This window comes from Fodinibius salicampi (genome assembly GCF_039545095.1).
Taxonomy (GTDB): Bacteria; Bacteroidota; Rhodothermia; order Balneolales; family Balneolaceae; genus Fodinibius; species Fodinibius salicampi.
In genome coordinates this window covers 67051-84546 of the sequence record NZ_BAABRS010000001.1, presented here as the reverse complement: position 1 = coordinate 84546, position 17496 = coordinate 67051, and the positions used below count along the sequence as shown (strand labels likewise).

Here is a 17496-nt window from a genome sequence, read left to right as displayed (position 1 = left end):
TTTTGCCAAGTCTTTATATACATTTAAAATGTTTATAACCATCTCTTTATTCCATGCCCTGATCCACCGTCCGGGGATCAGGGTAACATGCATTAACAATAGACTAATTGCCATTGTATTATTTTAAGCATTGGTATTTCTTGCTAAGACAATTTCCTAATAGTGTTTTTTCGGACACATAAGCTGCCAACAGCCTCTGCTGCTCTTTCAAAATGGTAATAATACCCTTACCTCCTCCCCCGGTAGCATACCAGAAAACCTCTGCATCCAATATCCTAGTATCCTAGAGGAACCATGGCCCGTTTAAAGTTCAAGTCCTTTACAAATCCGTTCAAACTTTTTTTTCTAAACCTTCCAAAATAATATTTAAAACCTGTTTTACTTTTTGAAAACGGGAAAAATTATTTATCGTTAGCCAATTAATCATGACACTTTAAAGTAAAAAGCATACGTATGTCTTCTGATACTCCCGGCGTTATTTTCGATATGGATGGTGTGATCGTCCATAGTAATCCAGCTCATAAAAAAGCTATTCAGGATTTTTGCAAAATACATAATCAGGATGTTTCCCAATCCTTCCTTGAAAACCGACTTTATGGCCGTACTAACAAGGAATGGATTCCTGAACTGTTTGGAGAGATCAGTGCTGAACGTCTAACAAAACTCGCAGATCAAAAGGAACAGATGTTCCGGGATATGTTTGTGCCTGAGAATAATATCGTAGAAGGAATTCACAAATTTCTGGAAATGCTTAGGGAGAACAATATTCCAATGGCTGTTGCCACATCAGCTCCCGGAGAAAACGCAGATTATATTCTATCTCGCCTTTCCATTACCGATTATTTTAATGCTATTCTCGATTCTTCACACGTAACAACCGGTAAACCCGATCCGGAAGTATATATCAAAGCATCGAAAGCACTTGGAAAAGATCCGGAGTCTTGTATTGTATTCGAAGATTCGGTTTCGGGTGTTGAAGCGGGACGGCAGGCCGGCGCAGCTGTTATTGGAGTAACCACTACTCATACTGAAGAAGAGTTATCTCCATGCTCAATGATGATTGAAAACTTTAAAAATCTTGAGCTTAATCAAATTATTGATTTAGCTACTACGAAATAGGGAATTCCCATTTCTTACTCTCTAACTTTCTAATAGCAATAGAAAAAGGCTTACCGGTAACCGGTAAGCCTTTTTTAAATTTATAATATTAGATTACATCATCAACTAAAGTAGATGTAGATGAACCCTATAACCGCAACCAGTAAAACAGAAAGGGAGACATCCACCCAATTCCAGCTTTCTCGGGACATTCGTTTATCTTCATCGGTAAGAGTTCCGTACGTTAATCCAGAAATCTTCTCGTACTTCGGAGGATCCGTCATATAGCTCACTCCAAACATTACCGCGATGCATACTAAGAAAATCAACAAGCTATAATATTGGAAAAAGATGTTATTAACAATCCAGAAAAAGGATCCTTCCGCATAGGTAAAGCCATCTCCAAGCATTACTGGTGTATCAATAGCTAAACGGAAAACTCCCAGAAATAGTCCTATAATAAGGGCCGATAATGCCCCCTGTTTATTGAGCCGTTTAAAAAATATTCCGAAGAAGAATACTACAAATATAGGCGGTGCCAAATATGCCTGTACTCCCTGTAGGTAATCATACAATCCTCGGCTTCCCTGAATAACCGGTATCCAAAGTAAGCCAATAATTACCATAACAACCGTTGCCAAACGCCCCATCCATACCAAGTGCTGTTCGGAGGCATCGGGCTTAAATTTACTGTAGAAGTCCATCGTAAAGAGTGTAGAAGAGGCGTTAAATACTCCGGCAAGAGAACTCATCAACGCAGCCAAAAGCCCGGCAACCACAATACCCCGTATCCCTATAGGTAAGATGTGTGCGACCAGTAAGGGAAAAGATGCCTGAGCATTCTCATTAATAATCTCTCCCTGCTGATTCATCAGTTGTTCCTGCAGGATTTGCACTTCTCCTGATTTCGCAAGTGCAAAAGCAATAATACCTGGAATAATAAAGAGAAAAACCGGCAATAACTTTAAGAATGCAGCGGCAATAGTTCCACGGCGACCTTCTTTTTCATTGGGAGCACCCAGAGCACGCTGTACAATATACTGGTCGGTTGTCCAGTACCAAAGTCCCACAATAGGGGCAGCAAATAACATTCCCAGCCACGGATAGTTACTGTTGAAATACCAAGCCATTTCTCCATCTCCCATGATCGGAGCCCAGGTTGCGCTGTAGCCGTCAGGCACAATGGGTTTCCATAAATCAAACATTTCGGGACCTGCTACTTCGTACAATCGATTCCAGCCACCAATAGCATCCAGTCCGTAATAAAGCACCATTACTGAACCAAAAATAAGTACAAGCGTTTGCACGGCCTCAGTATAGGCAACGGCACGGAGCCCCCCTAAAACGGTATATAGCCCAGTAAACAAAATTACAAGTATCGAACCTATCCAAAAGCTGTTCATCCCCATAAAAGAAAGCTCGGGTATGAGTACGCTAAAAACAATTCCACCGGCAAAAATACCAACTGCAATTTTCGTCAATACATATGCAAGAAGCGATACTCCTGATAATAAAGTTCGCGCTAAAGGAGAAAACCGCTTCTCCAGGAATTCAGGCATGGTAAATACTCTTGAACGTATATAGAAAGGGAGCATTACCCATCCCAAAATCAACAAACACCAAGCGTGAAGTTCGTAATGGGCCATTGCTACACCATCTGTAGCGCCCGTCCCGGTTAGTCCTACCAAGTGCTCGGATCCAATATTAGATGCAAAAATTGAGGTTCCGACGATTATCCATCCCAGATGTCGACCCGCCAAAAAGTAATCGGTGGTCGTATCCGTCTTTTGCTTTATTACCCACCACGCAAGTCCTGCAATAAGCAGAAAGTATAGTCCAATAACTACCCAGTCAATTACCGCTAATGTTCCCATATAATCCTACATAGATATTTAAATTATAATTCTATTTATGATCACTCGTGATTCATTCCCTTATCCCACTATTTAAAAGTGCGATTTAATTATAGAAAAAACTTTAACTCTTTTTAAAAATTTTTACAGTTAAGATATATTGTTAAACTTCTACATATTCGATATCCAACATCTTGCAAAGCATCTTCCATTTCCGGCGCTGATCGCCCTTCAGGAGGGTTTGATGGTGCGTTCCACCAGCTTTCAACCAGGCATCATTACATTTTCTAAGTCCGGAATCGGGTTTAAAATGAAAATATGGCATCTCAATGGTCGGATATTTTTGTGAGTCCAACACTTCTCCCTGAGCAACAACGAGTCGGAATTCCTCGCCTACCAGGTGTACCAGCGAAACGATAGTAGCCGGACCTGGTTCCGCTCGAAATACGGTAGTAGGAGGGTTATCTAAATCACCAATACCTAATTCCCGATTTGCCAGTCGAATGGGCTCATCATTTCGTGCCACTTTCCAGTTCCCCTCGCCCATGTGACTCATCAACATTGATTGACGTTTAAAATCCATGGCATACATTTCGGTAAAGTGTGCATCACTATCCAGGATATGTCCCGCGGCAACCATACTTGCGGTATTTGTATCCCCTTCTGCGGCATATCCATACCCTTCAGCCATCAGGTTTGAGGCCGCTAGCATATTGATCTGTTCAAATCGTCCATCCCCTTTGAAGGTATCAAAATGAGCAGAAAACCCTCGATAATTCCCTTCTTCCAAGAACTTCTTGAATCCAAGATACATACGTACTGCATACCGAAAATTCTTATCGGGCATGTCGTCATCCACATCAAAACGCTGACGATCAACGGCCATCTGCTTTTCAACCTCTTTTTTTGTGATGGTTTCCATATTTCGAAATACCTGCCCGATATACTCACGATTAACTTCGGGGCCAATGATTCTTGTGAAAGCAGCTTCATCGGATAGCGTATCGCCCATGCCGTGCATCTTTCCAATAGAAGCGATCTTCATTTTTTTCAGTTCCGAGGCTGCCTGAGCAGCACTGGCCCAATCTCCTACATATTCCTCAAATTCATCACTTTTCCAATCTGCAGAAATGACCTCAAAATTATCTCCCACGGTTCGCAAAATTGCATTTGCCATGTCCTGTGCGCCGTGGATGCCCTGATTATAAGTTAAGTCATCCATATCCCAGTCGGTTGTGACTTCGGGTACTGGTTGAATATTTGCAAGCAAGAGGGGCAAATTATTATTTTGCAATGCCCGAACGGTTCGCATAGCCGGTCCATAGGTCAACATCACGATCATTACACCGTCCAGGTTTTTCTGGTTAAAACCACCTAAAATATCTTCAATATCGTCGCGATTACGTGCCGCCCGTGGAAAATCCCACTCAGCTACAGCGCTTAGTTCTTCACATATCTCCCTGGCGTATTCTTCCTGGTGTTCTGTAATACCGGGAATATCATCGTCGTACAATTCCTGCATAATACCTAAGAGGCCTATTCGGGGCTTTCGCTGTTCAATCATTTGCTAATAAATATTAATGTTAAATTTTTATGAGTTTTAATTTTCTTGTCCGTAGTATGCATCGTCACCGTGTTTGCGCTCCCAATGCTTTTTTATGAGCGTATCTTTCAGTCGCGGAGCATCTGGATTTATTTGTAGGGACAAATAGGCCATTTTGGCCACCTCCTCTAATACCGCACTATTATAGACGGCCTTTTGGGCAGAGTCACCCCATGTAAATGGAGCGTGGTTGCCAACCAGAATCATCTCGACTTCCTCATGGGATAAATCCCGGTCTTTAAGGGCATTTATTATTTGATAACCAGTCTGCACCTCGTAATCACCTTCGATCATATCATCAGCCATTGGAGGAGCACAAGGAATATCGTTGGTCAGATGATCGGCGTGTGTAGTTCCCATTATCGGGATATCCTTTTGTGCCTGTGCCCACGCTGTACCATAAGTAGAATGGGTATGGACAATACCTTTAATATTCTCCCAATGCTTATACAAGACCGCATGCGTTTGCGTATCAGAAGAGGGCCGCATTTCTCCTTCGACCACATTGCCATCAAAATCGACAATAACAATACTTGCCGGATTCAATTCCTCATAAGGAACGCCACTGGGCTTGATTGCAAATACTTCCCGTTCCCGGTCTGCAACACTGGCATTGCCAAAAGTAAAGAGCACCAGATCCAGTTCCGGCAACCTCATGTTACTTCGGTAGGCAACTTCTTTAAGTTCTTCAAACTCACTCATTACACTATTTTTTTACTGCTTGTATTTTTCTTGCAATTCGTTCTTCAACTGTTTGTCCGAGCGTCTGATATTGCTCGTACAGCCCTTTATACTTTTTAGCTTTATCAGCTTCAGGCTCATAAATTTCTCCGAACCCATTACCCATGGATTGCTTTGCTGCCGTTACATCATCAAAAAGCCCGGCTGCAGTTGCAGCAAACATCGCCGCGCCCGTAGCGCAAACTTGATCTGACTTCGCGATTTTAATGGGCATATCCAATACGTTTGCCAGTGTCTGCATAACAAACGGTGCCTTTTTAGCAACTCCTCCCAGGCCAATTATCCCTTCAATTTTAATTCCTTCATCCCGGAAACGCTCTACAATTGCTTTTGCCCCGAAACAGGTAGCCTCAACAAGAGCTTTAAAAATACGCGCTGCATCCGTTCCTAAATCCAAACCTTCAATAGCGCCTTTTAACAACTGATTAGCATCTGGCGTCCGGCGGCCATTAAGCCAGTCCAGAGCCACGACACCGGTATCCACTTCCTCAATAGCTGCTGCCTGTTTTGAAAGCAGTGGAATCATTTTTTCTTCAGCCTCCTCAATCAAAGCCTCCTTGTGTTCATCAGAAAGCAAATCGGATTTTTCTACGAGTTCAGTAAAAGGACCTAATATAATATCCCGAAACCAAGCGTAAACATCTCCAAAGGCCGATTGACCCGCTTCGAGTCCTACCATTCCCGGAATGACCGAACCATCTACCTGTCCACAAATACCCTGCACAAGGTTATCCTGCACATCTTCGTATGGAGCCACTAAAATATCACAGGTTGAGGTACCCATAACCCTGCTCAAATAATAGGGTTCAATCTCTCCACCCACGGCGCCCATATGAGCATCAAAAGCACCAACAGCCACAACCACATCCTCCGACAAGCTGAGCTCTTCTGCCCACTCTTTCGACAGTGTACCGGCGGATTGATCTGAAGTGTAAGTATCTGTAAATAAGCGATCTCGCAAATCAGCTAACTCCGGATCGAGTTGTCCCAAATATTCTTTACTAGGCAACCCGTCAAACTCTTCGTGCCACATTGCTTTATGTCCCGCTGCACAGCGGCTACGTTTCATTTCATGGATATCGTCTCCCCCGGTAAGCGTGTAGGGAATCCAATCACAGAGTTCCACCCATGAGTAGGCTGCCTCACGTATGGTGTCATCATTACGTAGAGTATGCAGAATCTTTGCCCAAAACCACTCCGAAGAATAGATACCCCCTACATATTTGGTGTAATCGGGTCCATTCCATGAACGCGCTAAATCCGTGATTTCTTCGGCCTCCTCCACCGCAGTATGATCCTTCCACAGTATAAACATCGCGTTGGGGTTTTCAGCATAATTTTCTTTCAGCGCCAAGGGGGTTCCGGTTTTATCTACCGCAACAGGCGTGGAGCCCGTTGTATCTACAGCAATGCCTTTTACTTGGGCTGCCACCTCATCATCTACGCTATCCAAAACTTCTTTAAGGGTATTTTCCAAGCCCTCAAGATAATCTAATGGATGATGCCGGAATTGATTTTGGGTTGGCTTGCAATATAATCCATCTTTCCAACGGGTATAATAATGAACTGCTTCTGCCAGCTGTTTACCGTCGGTATTGACTAATACAGAACGCACAGAATCGGTCCCATAGTCGATGCCTATTACAAAATTTTGTTGAGCATTCATTTCACGTATTTCTTCTTACTTGTATTTATATTGCAGAGAAAGATTTTAAAGGTCCGCAATCAGTAATAGATGTCAAATATACACTTTATAAATTTAGGTGCAATATGTTCAAATAATGGTTTATCAGTCAACGTTTTGTTACAGTTTTATAGGCTTGAAGGTCAGACTATCTCCCTGATCAACCTTCTCTTCGTATTTATCTTCATTGAATTTATAAAGAAAGGCTCCTTTCTTGGAGTATTTCTTCTGCTTTTCGTTTGTCTTAGTTAAAATATCCATCGATAAAATACGACGCCGAAAATTGCGTTTATCGAGTTCCGTTTCATAAATACCTTCATACAAAATCTGTAATTCCGGCATAGTAAACTTTTCAGGCAGCAACTCGAAGCCAACAGGTTCGTGAGAAGCGCGATACTTAAGTCGTGATTTAGCTGCTTTGACCATCTCACCATGATCAAAAATAAGATCCGGCAAATCATCGATGGGGAACCATCGGGCATCGTATTTGTCCATTAGTTCCTTATCATGCGACCGGATATTAATGAGAGCGTAGTAGGCGATAGAAATAGTCCGCTCCACGGGATCACGATCTACCTCTCCAAAACCATAGAGCTGTTCGAGATAAACATTTTTAAGTCCGGTAAGTTTATGTAAGATTCGGTTGGCTGCATCATCCAGGCTTTCATCGCGATTCAGAAATCCCCCCATCAACGACCAATTCCCTTTCTCAGGCTCAAAATCTCTTTTAATAAGCAAGAGTTTTAGTCCACTGCGATCAAATCCGAAAATGATACAATCAAGTGCAACCAGTATATGGTCATGGTTCTTATATTGCTCTGTCATAATTTAAAAATTTAGCCAATAGGCTGCCTGCATTTATCGGCAGCCTTTATATCTACTCTTTTTTCTAATTAATCCGTAAAACTATAACAGATTTTGAGGGAATGCGCAATGTTAAGTTATTGCCGTCTAAAGTATAATCGTTAAAATCTGTCGGGGATACATTATCCGGATTATCAAAGGTATTAATGGCATCCACAGCATCACCTGTTAAAAGGCGCGCGTTACTGACTGATGAAAGATCCACACCGCGAATATCAGCCGTTACTTCTTTTGTTTCGGAAGCATGCAGGTTGGTCACCGTAAGGTTTACCGTTCCATCATCGCTTTTAGAGGCGGTTGCACTTATTGAAGGGATATTTTCTCCCTCGTATTCGTACTGTTCAGCATCCAGATGTAGCGGCAACAGCTTGGTATTATGATGGACAGTATAAAAATCAAAGACATGGTAAGTTGGTGTCTTGAGCATTTGCTCTCCATCTGTAAGCACCATCGCTTGCAGTACATTCACTGTTTGAGCAATGTTTCCGATACGTACCCGGTCGCTGTGCTTGTTCAGGATATCAAGAGTGGTTGAGGCCACTAAGGCATCCCGGATGGAATTCTGCTGCTGTAGAAAACCGGGATTCGTTCCTTCCAGCGGGTCCGTCCAAACGCCCCATTCATCTACCGCCAACGTGATGCGTTTTTCTGGGTCAAACTTATCCAAGCGATTAGAATGCTGGGTAACAAACTCATCCATGCGGAGTCCCCGTTTCAGGGTAGAAAAGTACATATCTTCTCCAAAGTCTTTTGAGGGTCCTTTGTTACCCCAATCACCGGTAGGGAGCGTATAATAATGAAGTGAAATAGCATCCATATGAGCGCCGGCTTCCTCTACGACTGTTTCTGTCCACCCGTAATTCTCATTGGAAAAACCACTGGCTATTTTATAAAGTTCGTTTCCGCTATAGTCCTTAGCAAAAGTCGCATAACGACGGAACAGATCGGCATAATAATCAGGCTGCATATTTCCTCCGCAGCCCCAGCTCTCATTTCCAATGCCCCAGAACTTTACTTCCCAGGCTTCTTCCTGGCCATTCTCCCGTCGAAGGTTCGCCAAGGTACTATTACCATCGAAAGTCATATATTCAATCCAGTTTGCCATTTCTCTGGGAGTCCCGCTTCCCACATTTGCAGAAATGTAAGGCTCGGTGTCAATCAGCTCAGTAAGTCGCATAAACTCATGCGTACCCACCTGATTCTTTTCTTCCACCATCCCCCAGTGCGTGTTTATACGTACAGGACGTTCATCGCGCGGCCCAATGCCGTCTCTCCAGTTGTACTCATCGGCAAAACAACCGCCCGGCCAACGCAGATTGGGAACCTGCAGCTCCTTTAGTGCTTTTATTACATCATTTCGAAATCCATCTGTATTCGGAATCTCAGAATCTTCTCCGACCCAAAGTCCTCCATACATTCCGGTACCCAAATGCTCGGAAAACTGCCCGTAAATATGTTCACTGATCGTACTTTGTGGCTGATCAGCTGTGATGACCATGCTATTTTGTGCTGTAACGGTAAAACAGCCCAGTAACAAAATTATGAGCGGTGTAAGCAGTAATTTTCGCATACCAAGTGTGCTAATTAAAGAAGACATAACTATTATTTTTTAATGAGTTATTGAGTTGAAAACTGATAAATGGTTGTAGTCTCATAGGTTTCACCGGGCTCCAGAATGGTCGAAGGGAAATCCGGTTCATTAGGAGAATTGGGGAAATGCTGGGTCTCCAGACACAGCGCCGCATGCTGTACAAAAGGCGTTCCATCAGGCCCTTTGAGGCTACCGTCAAGAAAGTTCCCGGAATAAAACTGAATACCGGGTTCTTTAGTCAATACTTTCATTTGACGGCCGCTCTCTTCGTGATAGAGCGTAGCTGCATGGAATAGCGAATCATCTGTCGAACGACTTAACACCCAGTTGTGATCGTATCCACCTTCAACCTGATCGATGCGAGCACCAATTGCATGTGGATTTCTAAAATCGAAAGGGGTTCCTTCTACGTCTGCCAATTCACCTGTAGGGATAAGTTCATCATTAACCGGGGTATATTGATCGGCATTAAGCATCAGCTCATGATCAAGAATGGTACTATCAGGCTGACCACTCAGGTTAAAATAGCTGTGATTGGTTAAATTCACTGGGGTAGCCTTATCGGTGGTAGCCTCATATTCTATTTTTAATTCATTTTCACTAGTAAGCGAATAAACTACGGCCACCTCTAAATTACCGGGATACCCCTCCTCCCCGTCTTCACTCAGATAAGTCAGTTTTAGCGAATTGTCATCCTGTATTTCGGCATCCCAAAGCACCTTGTCAAACCCTACTTCCCCACCATGCAAGTGATTATTACCGTCATTGGTAGCCAGTTCATACTGGGTACCATCAATCGTAAATTCTCCATCTGCTATTCGGTTACCATACCGACCTATTATTGCTCCAAAGTATGGTGTACCCTCCAGATATTTATCCAGGGATTCGAATCCCAATACCACATTATCCAAATTTCCATTTGCATCTGGGGTACGAATAGAAGTAACGATTCCGCCGTAATTGGTTATTTTTACTTCCATCTCATTACTGTTGGTTAGTGTAAACAGCGAAACTTCTCTTCCGTCGTCAAGTGTACCAAAGGCTTCTTCCTGAATCATAATTTCTTCACTGTCCTCTTCTGCCTGTTCCAAATTTTGATCTTCACCACCGCACCCGGATATCAGCATCGCGAATAAGGTAACTGCTAATACTATGCTCATAAATGATGCTATATCCTGTTGATAAAATATTGTTTTGGCCATGTTTTTCCGATTAATTAACGTTTCTGATTTTCAATTCGAATTTCATTCCTCAAAAGGATAACAAATCCTTTGTTTCCTTTCATAGAAATTTTACTTCATCTGGTAATTGTATTTTTTAGCCACCGGATACTTTTTTGCCCCAGACCGATCGTCCAGCAGATGTAAGTCCGGCATAGGTTATAGTGGTTCTCCTTGGAGAAGCCTCCCAGTCCCAGGCATTATCTACAATAAGCTCTGTATTATTTACAGTAAGCATATTGGAATTTTCATCAAAAGACCATGTCCCTTCCAGCGCTCCTTCAAGCGTGTTGTCTTCATTAAACGTAACCTGGTAGGAAGTCTGTATATTCTGGTATTCATATTCCAGCGTAATCTCTTCCCATGTGCCAACAATATCTTCTTCGGTGATGCTACTATCGGGAACTCCTGCATAACGTTCGGGAGCAACCACCGGCCAGTCGTCGTCGGTCCAATAGATCTCGCGCACATTCCCCATCATCACGGCATTTGATGCGTTAATTGTCGGTATATCAGGAGGCAAGCGCCCCTGTGATGAATAAAACCACTTCCCGTTCTTGGGATCCTGGAAAATGGATGGATGTGAAATACCCACCCATCCATAGTGTTCATCAAACTTATAGGGATGTGTAACCATCGGCCACGCCTCGGCCCCTTCTGTAACATTGTTTCCATCAATACCATAATACGGCCCCGTTATGTTTTCAGACCGGGCTACGCGTGTATTATAAGCGACCGATAGTTCATCGTAAGCTAAAAACAAATAGTAATAGCCCGTTTCCTCGTTATAGATTATTTCCGGTGCTTCCAGCTCCTGCCACCTGTTCGTGCTCACATTTCCACGTCCTGCTATTCTGGTGCCATAGTCTTCGAGAGTGTTAAGCTCGTACGGTTTTCCGGTATCCGGATCGAGCTCAACTGCAGCTATACCGGAATGCCAAGAACCATAGATCAGCCAGTGTTCACCTTCGGGCGTAACCACGTAAGAAGGGTCAATGGCATTGTATTTAAAATAGGCAGTCCAGTCGTTACCCCCATCGCGATTATAGGTTTCCTCTCCATCAGCAACAGAATGAATCACCATGCCCTTGTCCTCCCAGTTATTGGAAGCAAGATCGTCAGATTCAGCCAAACCGATAAAAGCCCGCTCTGTCCAATAATCATTTTCATCACCATCATTGTCTTGTACAATCGGATTGTCAATTATCACACTGTAATACAGCCTGTAGGTATCATTTACTTTTGTTATATGAGGAGCCCAAAAACCATAATTGGGATTTTCAATAGGGGGCAGATCCATCTCAGCCCGTATATTATTTAGCGAATCCTTTACCCACGAAGGAGTATCGGGAAATGCCATTCCCTGAAAATCCCAGTTCACTAAATCCTTTGACCGTCGGTAGGGATAATTTCCATGTCCTTCATGTACATTTCCATAGGAAGTGTTGGTCTGATACATATAATAATAGTCTCCATCCTTCACTACAGTAGGATCATGGACATTTGCCAGATTCCACTGCGAACGATTAGACCAAGAAGCTCTGGATGTATAATCATCCGAATAAGTCGGACCGTCAAACGTTTCGGTTTCTTCCCCACCATTGTTTCCGTTTCTCCCACCATTAGCACCAGTGGTCTCATCGCTGCACCCGGTCGGGACCAATAATAGGCCTATTCCAATAAAGAGCAGCTTTAGAATTTTCATCTTATGCTTCCATTCACAAATATAATTACTATGAGATCTAATGCTTTCTACTCAGTTATAAATTAAAATGAGGTAGGGAGTACCAGCAAAGCAAATTGCCGATACTCCCACCTATCATTTAACCTAAGGGATTTTTTGTTGTCTAAATCAATAAGCAGATTACTTTACCAAGATTTAGTAACCCGGGTTCTGTTCCAAATTAGAGTTCAGGTCTCGCTCACTTGACGGAATAGGCCACAAGTAATCCCTTGGAGCTTCAAACGAACGTGTATGCTGTCCCGGCACCGGAGAGAAATTACTTCCCCCGTCAGCGATATCAATTCCGTGTGTATTACCGTTAAGCACATTTTCAGCAGTGTTCCACCGGCGTATATCTGCCAGATGGAGCCCCTCCCAGGCCAGCTCGATAATCCGTTCGTTGCGTATAAAGTCGATAGCCTCCTGTTGGGTCATAGTGGTGACATCCTGGGGATATGGCAGATCTACCCGGTCGCGGATTTCTTGTATCGCATCGTTTACCGACTGATCCTGTTCACCGAGTTCAATTTTTGCCTCTGCGTACATCAAAAGAACATCAGCATACCGCATCTTTATAAAGTTGATACCGCTGTTGGTCGGAGACGATTCGTCTTGCGGATCCACATATTTCATGGCGGTATAGCCAGTGTAGGTATTGTTATAGTCCGTTAGCTGTATCCGGTCCCCTGTTGGGCTACAATAGCCATCTGGTGCATTACTCTCGCTGCAAGACGGATATGAGTTATAAACGATACCGTTAAACTGAGCACCCGGAAACAGGACCGTACCGTAGAACCGCGGGTCACGGTCGGCATACATACCGAGCGTCTGTACTGTTGGGTTACCGTTGCCGTCGTACGTAATCTCCGGCGGAGAATCATCGTACATCGACGACTCTTCGATGGACAGACCATCTTCCATGGGGAATCGATTCACCAGCTCTCGGGTTGGTGCAATGTTGACCTCGCTACCCATAGATTTAGGAGCAAAATCGGCCCATGCCGACCAGCCATTCTGACCGGATACCTTTTGATAGTCCAAAATGATCTCTTGACTTTGTTCACCTGCATAAGTAAAAAGGTCCCGGAAGTTAGGGTGCAGGTCGATATGAGAATATGCGGCATCATTCATGATAGTCGCAGCCATATCTCTGGCGGTACCATACAGGGTATTCGCACGAGAGTTATTGCCTTCGTGGTTCTCCTGCCAGCTGGCCTCGTACAGGGCGGTGCGGGCATGATAAGCCACAGCAGCCTCGCTGGTGGCACGACCAAAGTCGGAGGATGGCAGCTCAGCACGAGTAGGCAACAGGCTCGCTGCTTCCGAAAGGTCTGTTGTAATCCGTGTATATACGTCTTCGCGCGAAGAACGGCTCACGCTACGAGCTTCCTCTACGGTTGGGACGCTCGTGAATACAGGCACTTCGCCAAACATCCACAACAGCTCGTGGTAAAAGTAGCCACGCAGAAACAGAGCCTCACCGCGAATTCGATTAGCAGCTTCCTGAGAAAGAACGTCCCCGCCTACCTCCTCGAGCTGAAAGAGAATCTCGTTAGCGCGGCTGATCCCGGTATACATTTGCGCCCACAAGCCTCCTGACCAGCCAGACTGTGCGTTGGCACGACCCATTACGTACTCGTGCTGGCGCCTCCAGTCGGCATGGGAATAGCCGATATCGGTGGTTCCATCGAAGTAAAGGGGATCAAGGTCCTGCCCCGTCATCTCGTTATAGGTACCATTAAGAGCTGTATTGAAATCACGCTCGTTGGACCAAAATGTCGCTGAAGAGACCCTGTCGGTTGGTACAGTTGTTAGGAAATCCTCATTACATCCTGTGGTTCCAAGAGCAATACATACAAACAGTATGCCTGAAAGTAATATGTTGGTTGTCCTGGTTATCTTGTAAGTCATAATCTTGTTTTTTTTAGAAAGCATTATCTTGGTCATTTTAGAAGCTGATATTAGCACCTAAGCTAATCACCTTCGTCTGCGGATAGTAGTCACCGGTTGTCCATGGATACTCCGGATCCAAGCCTATACCCAGATTACTTTTCATCCACAGGTTTTTACCGGTGGCATATAAGCGTAATCGTTGAATACCAATCTGGCTAACAACATCTTGTGGCAGCGTATAGCCGACCTGGATATTACGCAGCTTCACAAAGCTTCCGTCCAAGATCCACCAATCATTCATATTGTAATAGTTCCTGTTATCGTTAGAGTAGTATGCGGGATGTCGTGCGTCCTGATTTTCGGGTGTCCAGTAATCCTTATGCCACTGCGAAGTGTAGTTTTCCCACACCGGACCCTGGGCAAAGCCGAGACCTATATACTGCTGTCGGTCTCCCACGCCTTGCAGCAACGCAGTAAAATCGAAGTTTTTCCAGCCAGCGTTGATATTCACACCAAAAATATAGTGCGGATTGGGATTGCCTATTACAACCCGATCCTCATCATTAATAATCCCATCACCGTTCTGGTCCTTAAAGATCACGTCACCCAGACGTGCCCCGTCGCCCGGAACGTCTGCGTGGTTGTCGATCTGTTCGTACGAGTTGTAGAGCCCCTCGGTCTCATAACCATACCAGGCACCAATCGGTGAGCCTTCCTGAATCACGTTTTGATCGAGGTTACCCCCCTCAATATATGGACCGGTGTCGAACAGGTCGATGACCTCATTCTTGTTGTTGGAAAGGTTGACGTCAAAACCGTAACTAACTTCCCCAATATTATCCTGCCAGCCGACGGCCACCTCCCAACCTTTGTTTTCGACAACACCCGCGTTCTGAAAAGGTGCATTCAGGCCAACCATATCAGGGACCGAAAGTGCCAGGAGGATATCCTCAGTACGTCGTTCGTACAATTCACCCGTCACGCTCAGACGATTATTTAAAAATGCTGCATCAAAGCCGACATTGGTAACCGTCGTCGTTTCCCACGAAAGCTCTTCGTTGACGAGAGACGTAGCAGCGCCACCTGTAGACTGTGCACTACTTGCGTTACCCAAATGATATGGTATTCCCAGATTGATGGAAGAATAGTATGAGTACAGCGGTACGTCCTGGTTACCCAGCTGTCCCCAGGATCCACGAATCTTCAGCTCATCCACCCAGTCGACGTTGAAGAACGACTCCTCCGTAATTCGCCAGCCAAGTGAGAATGACGGGAAAAATCCATATCTATGTCCCTCGGCAAATCTACTTGATCCATCGTAGCGGGCGTTGAATTCGAACAGATAACGATCCATCAGCTCATAGTTTAAACGACCGAAGACTGAGCGCAACGCCCAACTGCTTCCAAAACCTTCATTTGAATCGTTCGTTGCGTTACCCAAATTCAGTTGGCGTAGCTGGTTATTATAAAACTGATCTCGCGAAGCCCGGAACTCTTCAAAGTTGGATTCCGTCTGTTCATACCCGGTCACACCGGAAATATGATGATTGTCACTAAAAGTATGGTCAAAATCAATCAGCGCCCGGAGCGTCGTTTGCTTATCCGTGAATGTCCGGTTTTCTCCGTAACTGGGCCCCCAGTAAAACCCATCATCGGGATACTCTTCAATGAGATCGGGATCAGTTCTAAAGAACTCCCAGTCCATACTACCGTAGTCGAAAGAAGCTTGCGTCTGTATTTCTGCCCATGACGCTATTCGATAGTTCAAACGACCTGTAACGGTACCATCCCAGAATACCCGCTGCTCATCACCGCTAACCTCGGCAGAGGCCAGTGCACTACGACCAAATAAATTTGTACCGTAGGTTCCATCCGAAAAACGAGTCCTAACCGTTGGCGGGGTATCGTGAACGATGTAGAAGTTCGATGCCCATTCTTCTGCCGGCCTAATATCCCAACTGCGATTAGCCGACAAGTCTACACCACCAGAGATTTCGTCATTCAGCTGAAAGTCGGTGTTGAGGCGTATGCCGTGCTGATTGGTACCGGTGTTCGCCATCAATCCATCTTCTGCCATATAATTGAGCGAGAGGGAATAACGCGCCGCCTCATTTCCGCCGGAAACTCTAAGTGAATGATCCTGAATCGGTGCCCGATTGAAAATTTCATCCACCAATTCATTATCCGGATACTTATCTGGTTGATCTCCGGCTAGTGTGTTCTGAATATATTCTTCCGTATAGCGCGGGGCATAGTTAGTGTTGGATTGGCACTCTGCTTGTGTCTGTCCTTCGCGACCATCAAGACATGAACGCAGAAGGTTCTCCCGGGCCAGGTTTGCGAGCCGCATATGAGTCTCAGTGTCAACCCGCTCCGGCCATGCTGTAATATCCTGCATTCCCATGTACCCATTGTAGGTGACTTGCAAATCACCAGCAGATCCACGCTTTGTGGTAACCAAAATCACACCATTCGCTGCACGTGACCCGTAGATCGCTGCCGATGCTGCATCTTTCAGTACAGAAATATTCTCCACGTCCTCTATATCGACGTTGTCAAGGCTCCCTTCGATCCCATCGATCAGTACCAGCGGACGAGAGGCCTCAGCACTTCCAGTGTCACCTCCTCGACCCAAGGATCCTTGTCCCCGAACCAGCACGTCCAGTTGGTTGTGCCCCGGCATGTCTCCGCCATCCAGAATCTGCATTCCAGGAGCCATACCCTGCAGTGCATGCGTCACTGACGGGACTGGTATTTCAGCCATCTCATCAGTCGAAACCGACGCCACTGAACCAGTAAGGTTCACTTTCTGTTGTGTGCCGTAACCGACAACCACTACGTCTTCCCCCATATAAGCCTGAGGTTGTAGATTGACATTAATTTCATCTCTACCATTGATCGGTACTTCTAGCGATTCAAACCCCACAAAAGAAAAAATCAAGGTATCTGATGAGGAAGACACGGCTAAATTGTATTCTCCATTTGTACTAGATGATGTTCCGGTAGTCGTTCCCTTTACCAAAATATTAACTCCCGGAAGTAGCTCGCCATTACTTGCATCCGATACCGTTCCCGAAACCTCATGCTGGGCCTGGGCCTCCTGTACAGATAGTAGTAATAGCAGAAATCCAAACAGAAAAAATCCGCTTCGTATATTCTTGTTTATAGTATCCCACTTTTTCTTCATAGTATCCCTTTTTTTGATTAATCTGACTATGTGTTTAGT

The 17496-nt window shown here is 44.7% G+C and carries 11 protein-coding genes; 1 reads left to right on the top strand and 10 read right to left on the bottom strand.

Annotated features, from left to right (window positions below; all coding sequences use genetic code 11):
• Positions 1-453 precede the first annotated feature (453 nt).
• Positions 454-1119: an HAD family hydrolase gene (locus tag ABEB05_RS00350; protein ID WP_265786469.1), complete on the top strand. Its 666-nt coding sequence runs from the start codon at positions 454-456 to the stop codon at positions 1117-1119.
• Positions 1120-1220: 101 nt separating this feature from the next.
• Here ABEB05_RS00350 and ABEB05_RS00345 read toward each other — a convergent pair whose 3' ends face one another.
• From ABEB05_RS00345 to ABEB05_RS00300, 10 genes are all read right to left on the bottom strand, one after another.
• Positions 1221-2972: a sodium:solute symporter gene (locus ABEB05_RS00345; protein WP_265786467.1), complete on the bottom strand. Its 1752-nt coding sequence runs from the start codon at positions 2970-2972 to the stop codon at positions 1221-1223.
• Between the two features lie 142 nt (positions 2973-3114).
• On the bottom strand, positions 3115-4515 hold the full coding sequence (locus tag ABEB05_RS00340) for an L-fucose/L-arabinose isomerase family protein (RefSeq protein ID WP_265786465.1): 1401 nt from the start codon (positions 4513-4515) through the stop codon (positions 3115-3117).
• A gap of 36 nt (positions 4516-4551) precedes the next feature.
• Positions 4552-5256: an L-ribulose-5-phosphate 4-epimerase gene (locus tag ABEB05_RS00335; protein WP_265786463.1), complete on the bottom strand. Its 705-nt coding sequence runs from the start codon at positions 5254-5256 to the stop codon at positions 4552-4554.
• A gap of 4 nt (positions 5257-5260) precedes the next feature.
• Positions 5261-6961 carry a ribulokinase gene (locus ABEB05_RS00330; protein WP_265786461.1) on the bottom strand — a complete coding sequence of 567 codons (1701 nt, stop codon included), beginning with the start codon at positions 6959-6961 and terminating at the stop codon, positions 5261-5263.
• A gap of 138 nt (positions 6962-7099) precedes the next feature.
• Positions 7100-7804: an NUDIX hydrolase gene (locus tag ABEB05_RS00325; RefSeq protein WP_265786459.1), complete on the bottom strand. Its 705-nt coding sequence runs from the start codon at positions 7802-7804 to the stop codon at positions 7100-7102.
• Between the two features lie 64 nt (positions 7805-7868).
• Entirely contained in the window at positions 7869-9440 is a 1572-nt protein-coding gene (locus tag ABEB05_RS00320) for an alpha-N-arabinofuranosidase (RefSeq protein ID WP_265786457.1), read from the bottom strand.
• A 20-nt stretch (positions 9441-9460) separates the two neighbouring features.
• Entirely contained in the window at positions 9461-10594 is a 1134-nt protein-coding gene (locus ABEB05_RS00315; protein WP_265786455.1) for an aldose epimerase family protein, read from the bottom strand.
• 157 nt (positions 10595-10751) lie between these two features.
• Complete coding sequence (locus tag ABEB05_RS00310) at positions 10752-12359, bottom strand: arabinan endo-1,5-alpha-L-arabinosidase (protein WP_265786454.1); 1608 nt, start codon at positions 12357-12359, stop codon at positions 10752-10754.
• 174 nt (positions 12360-12533) lie between these two features.
• Complete coding sequence (locus ABEB05_RS00305; protein WP_265786453.1) at positions 12534-14288, bottom strand: RagB/SusD family nutrient uptake outer membrane protein; 1755 nt, start codon at positions 14286-14288, stop codon at positions 12534-12536.
• 37 nt (positions 14289-14325) lie between these two features.
• Positions 14326-17457, bottom strand: a complete 3132-nt coding sequence (locus tag ABEB05_RS00300) for a SusC/RagA family TonB-linked outer membrane protein (RefSeq protein WP_265786452.1) — start codon at positions 17455-17457, stop codon at positions 14326-14328.
• Positions 17458-17496 lie beyond the last annotated feature (39 nt).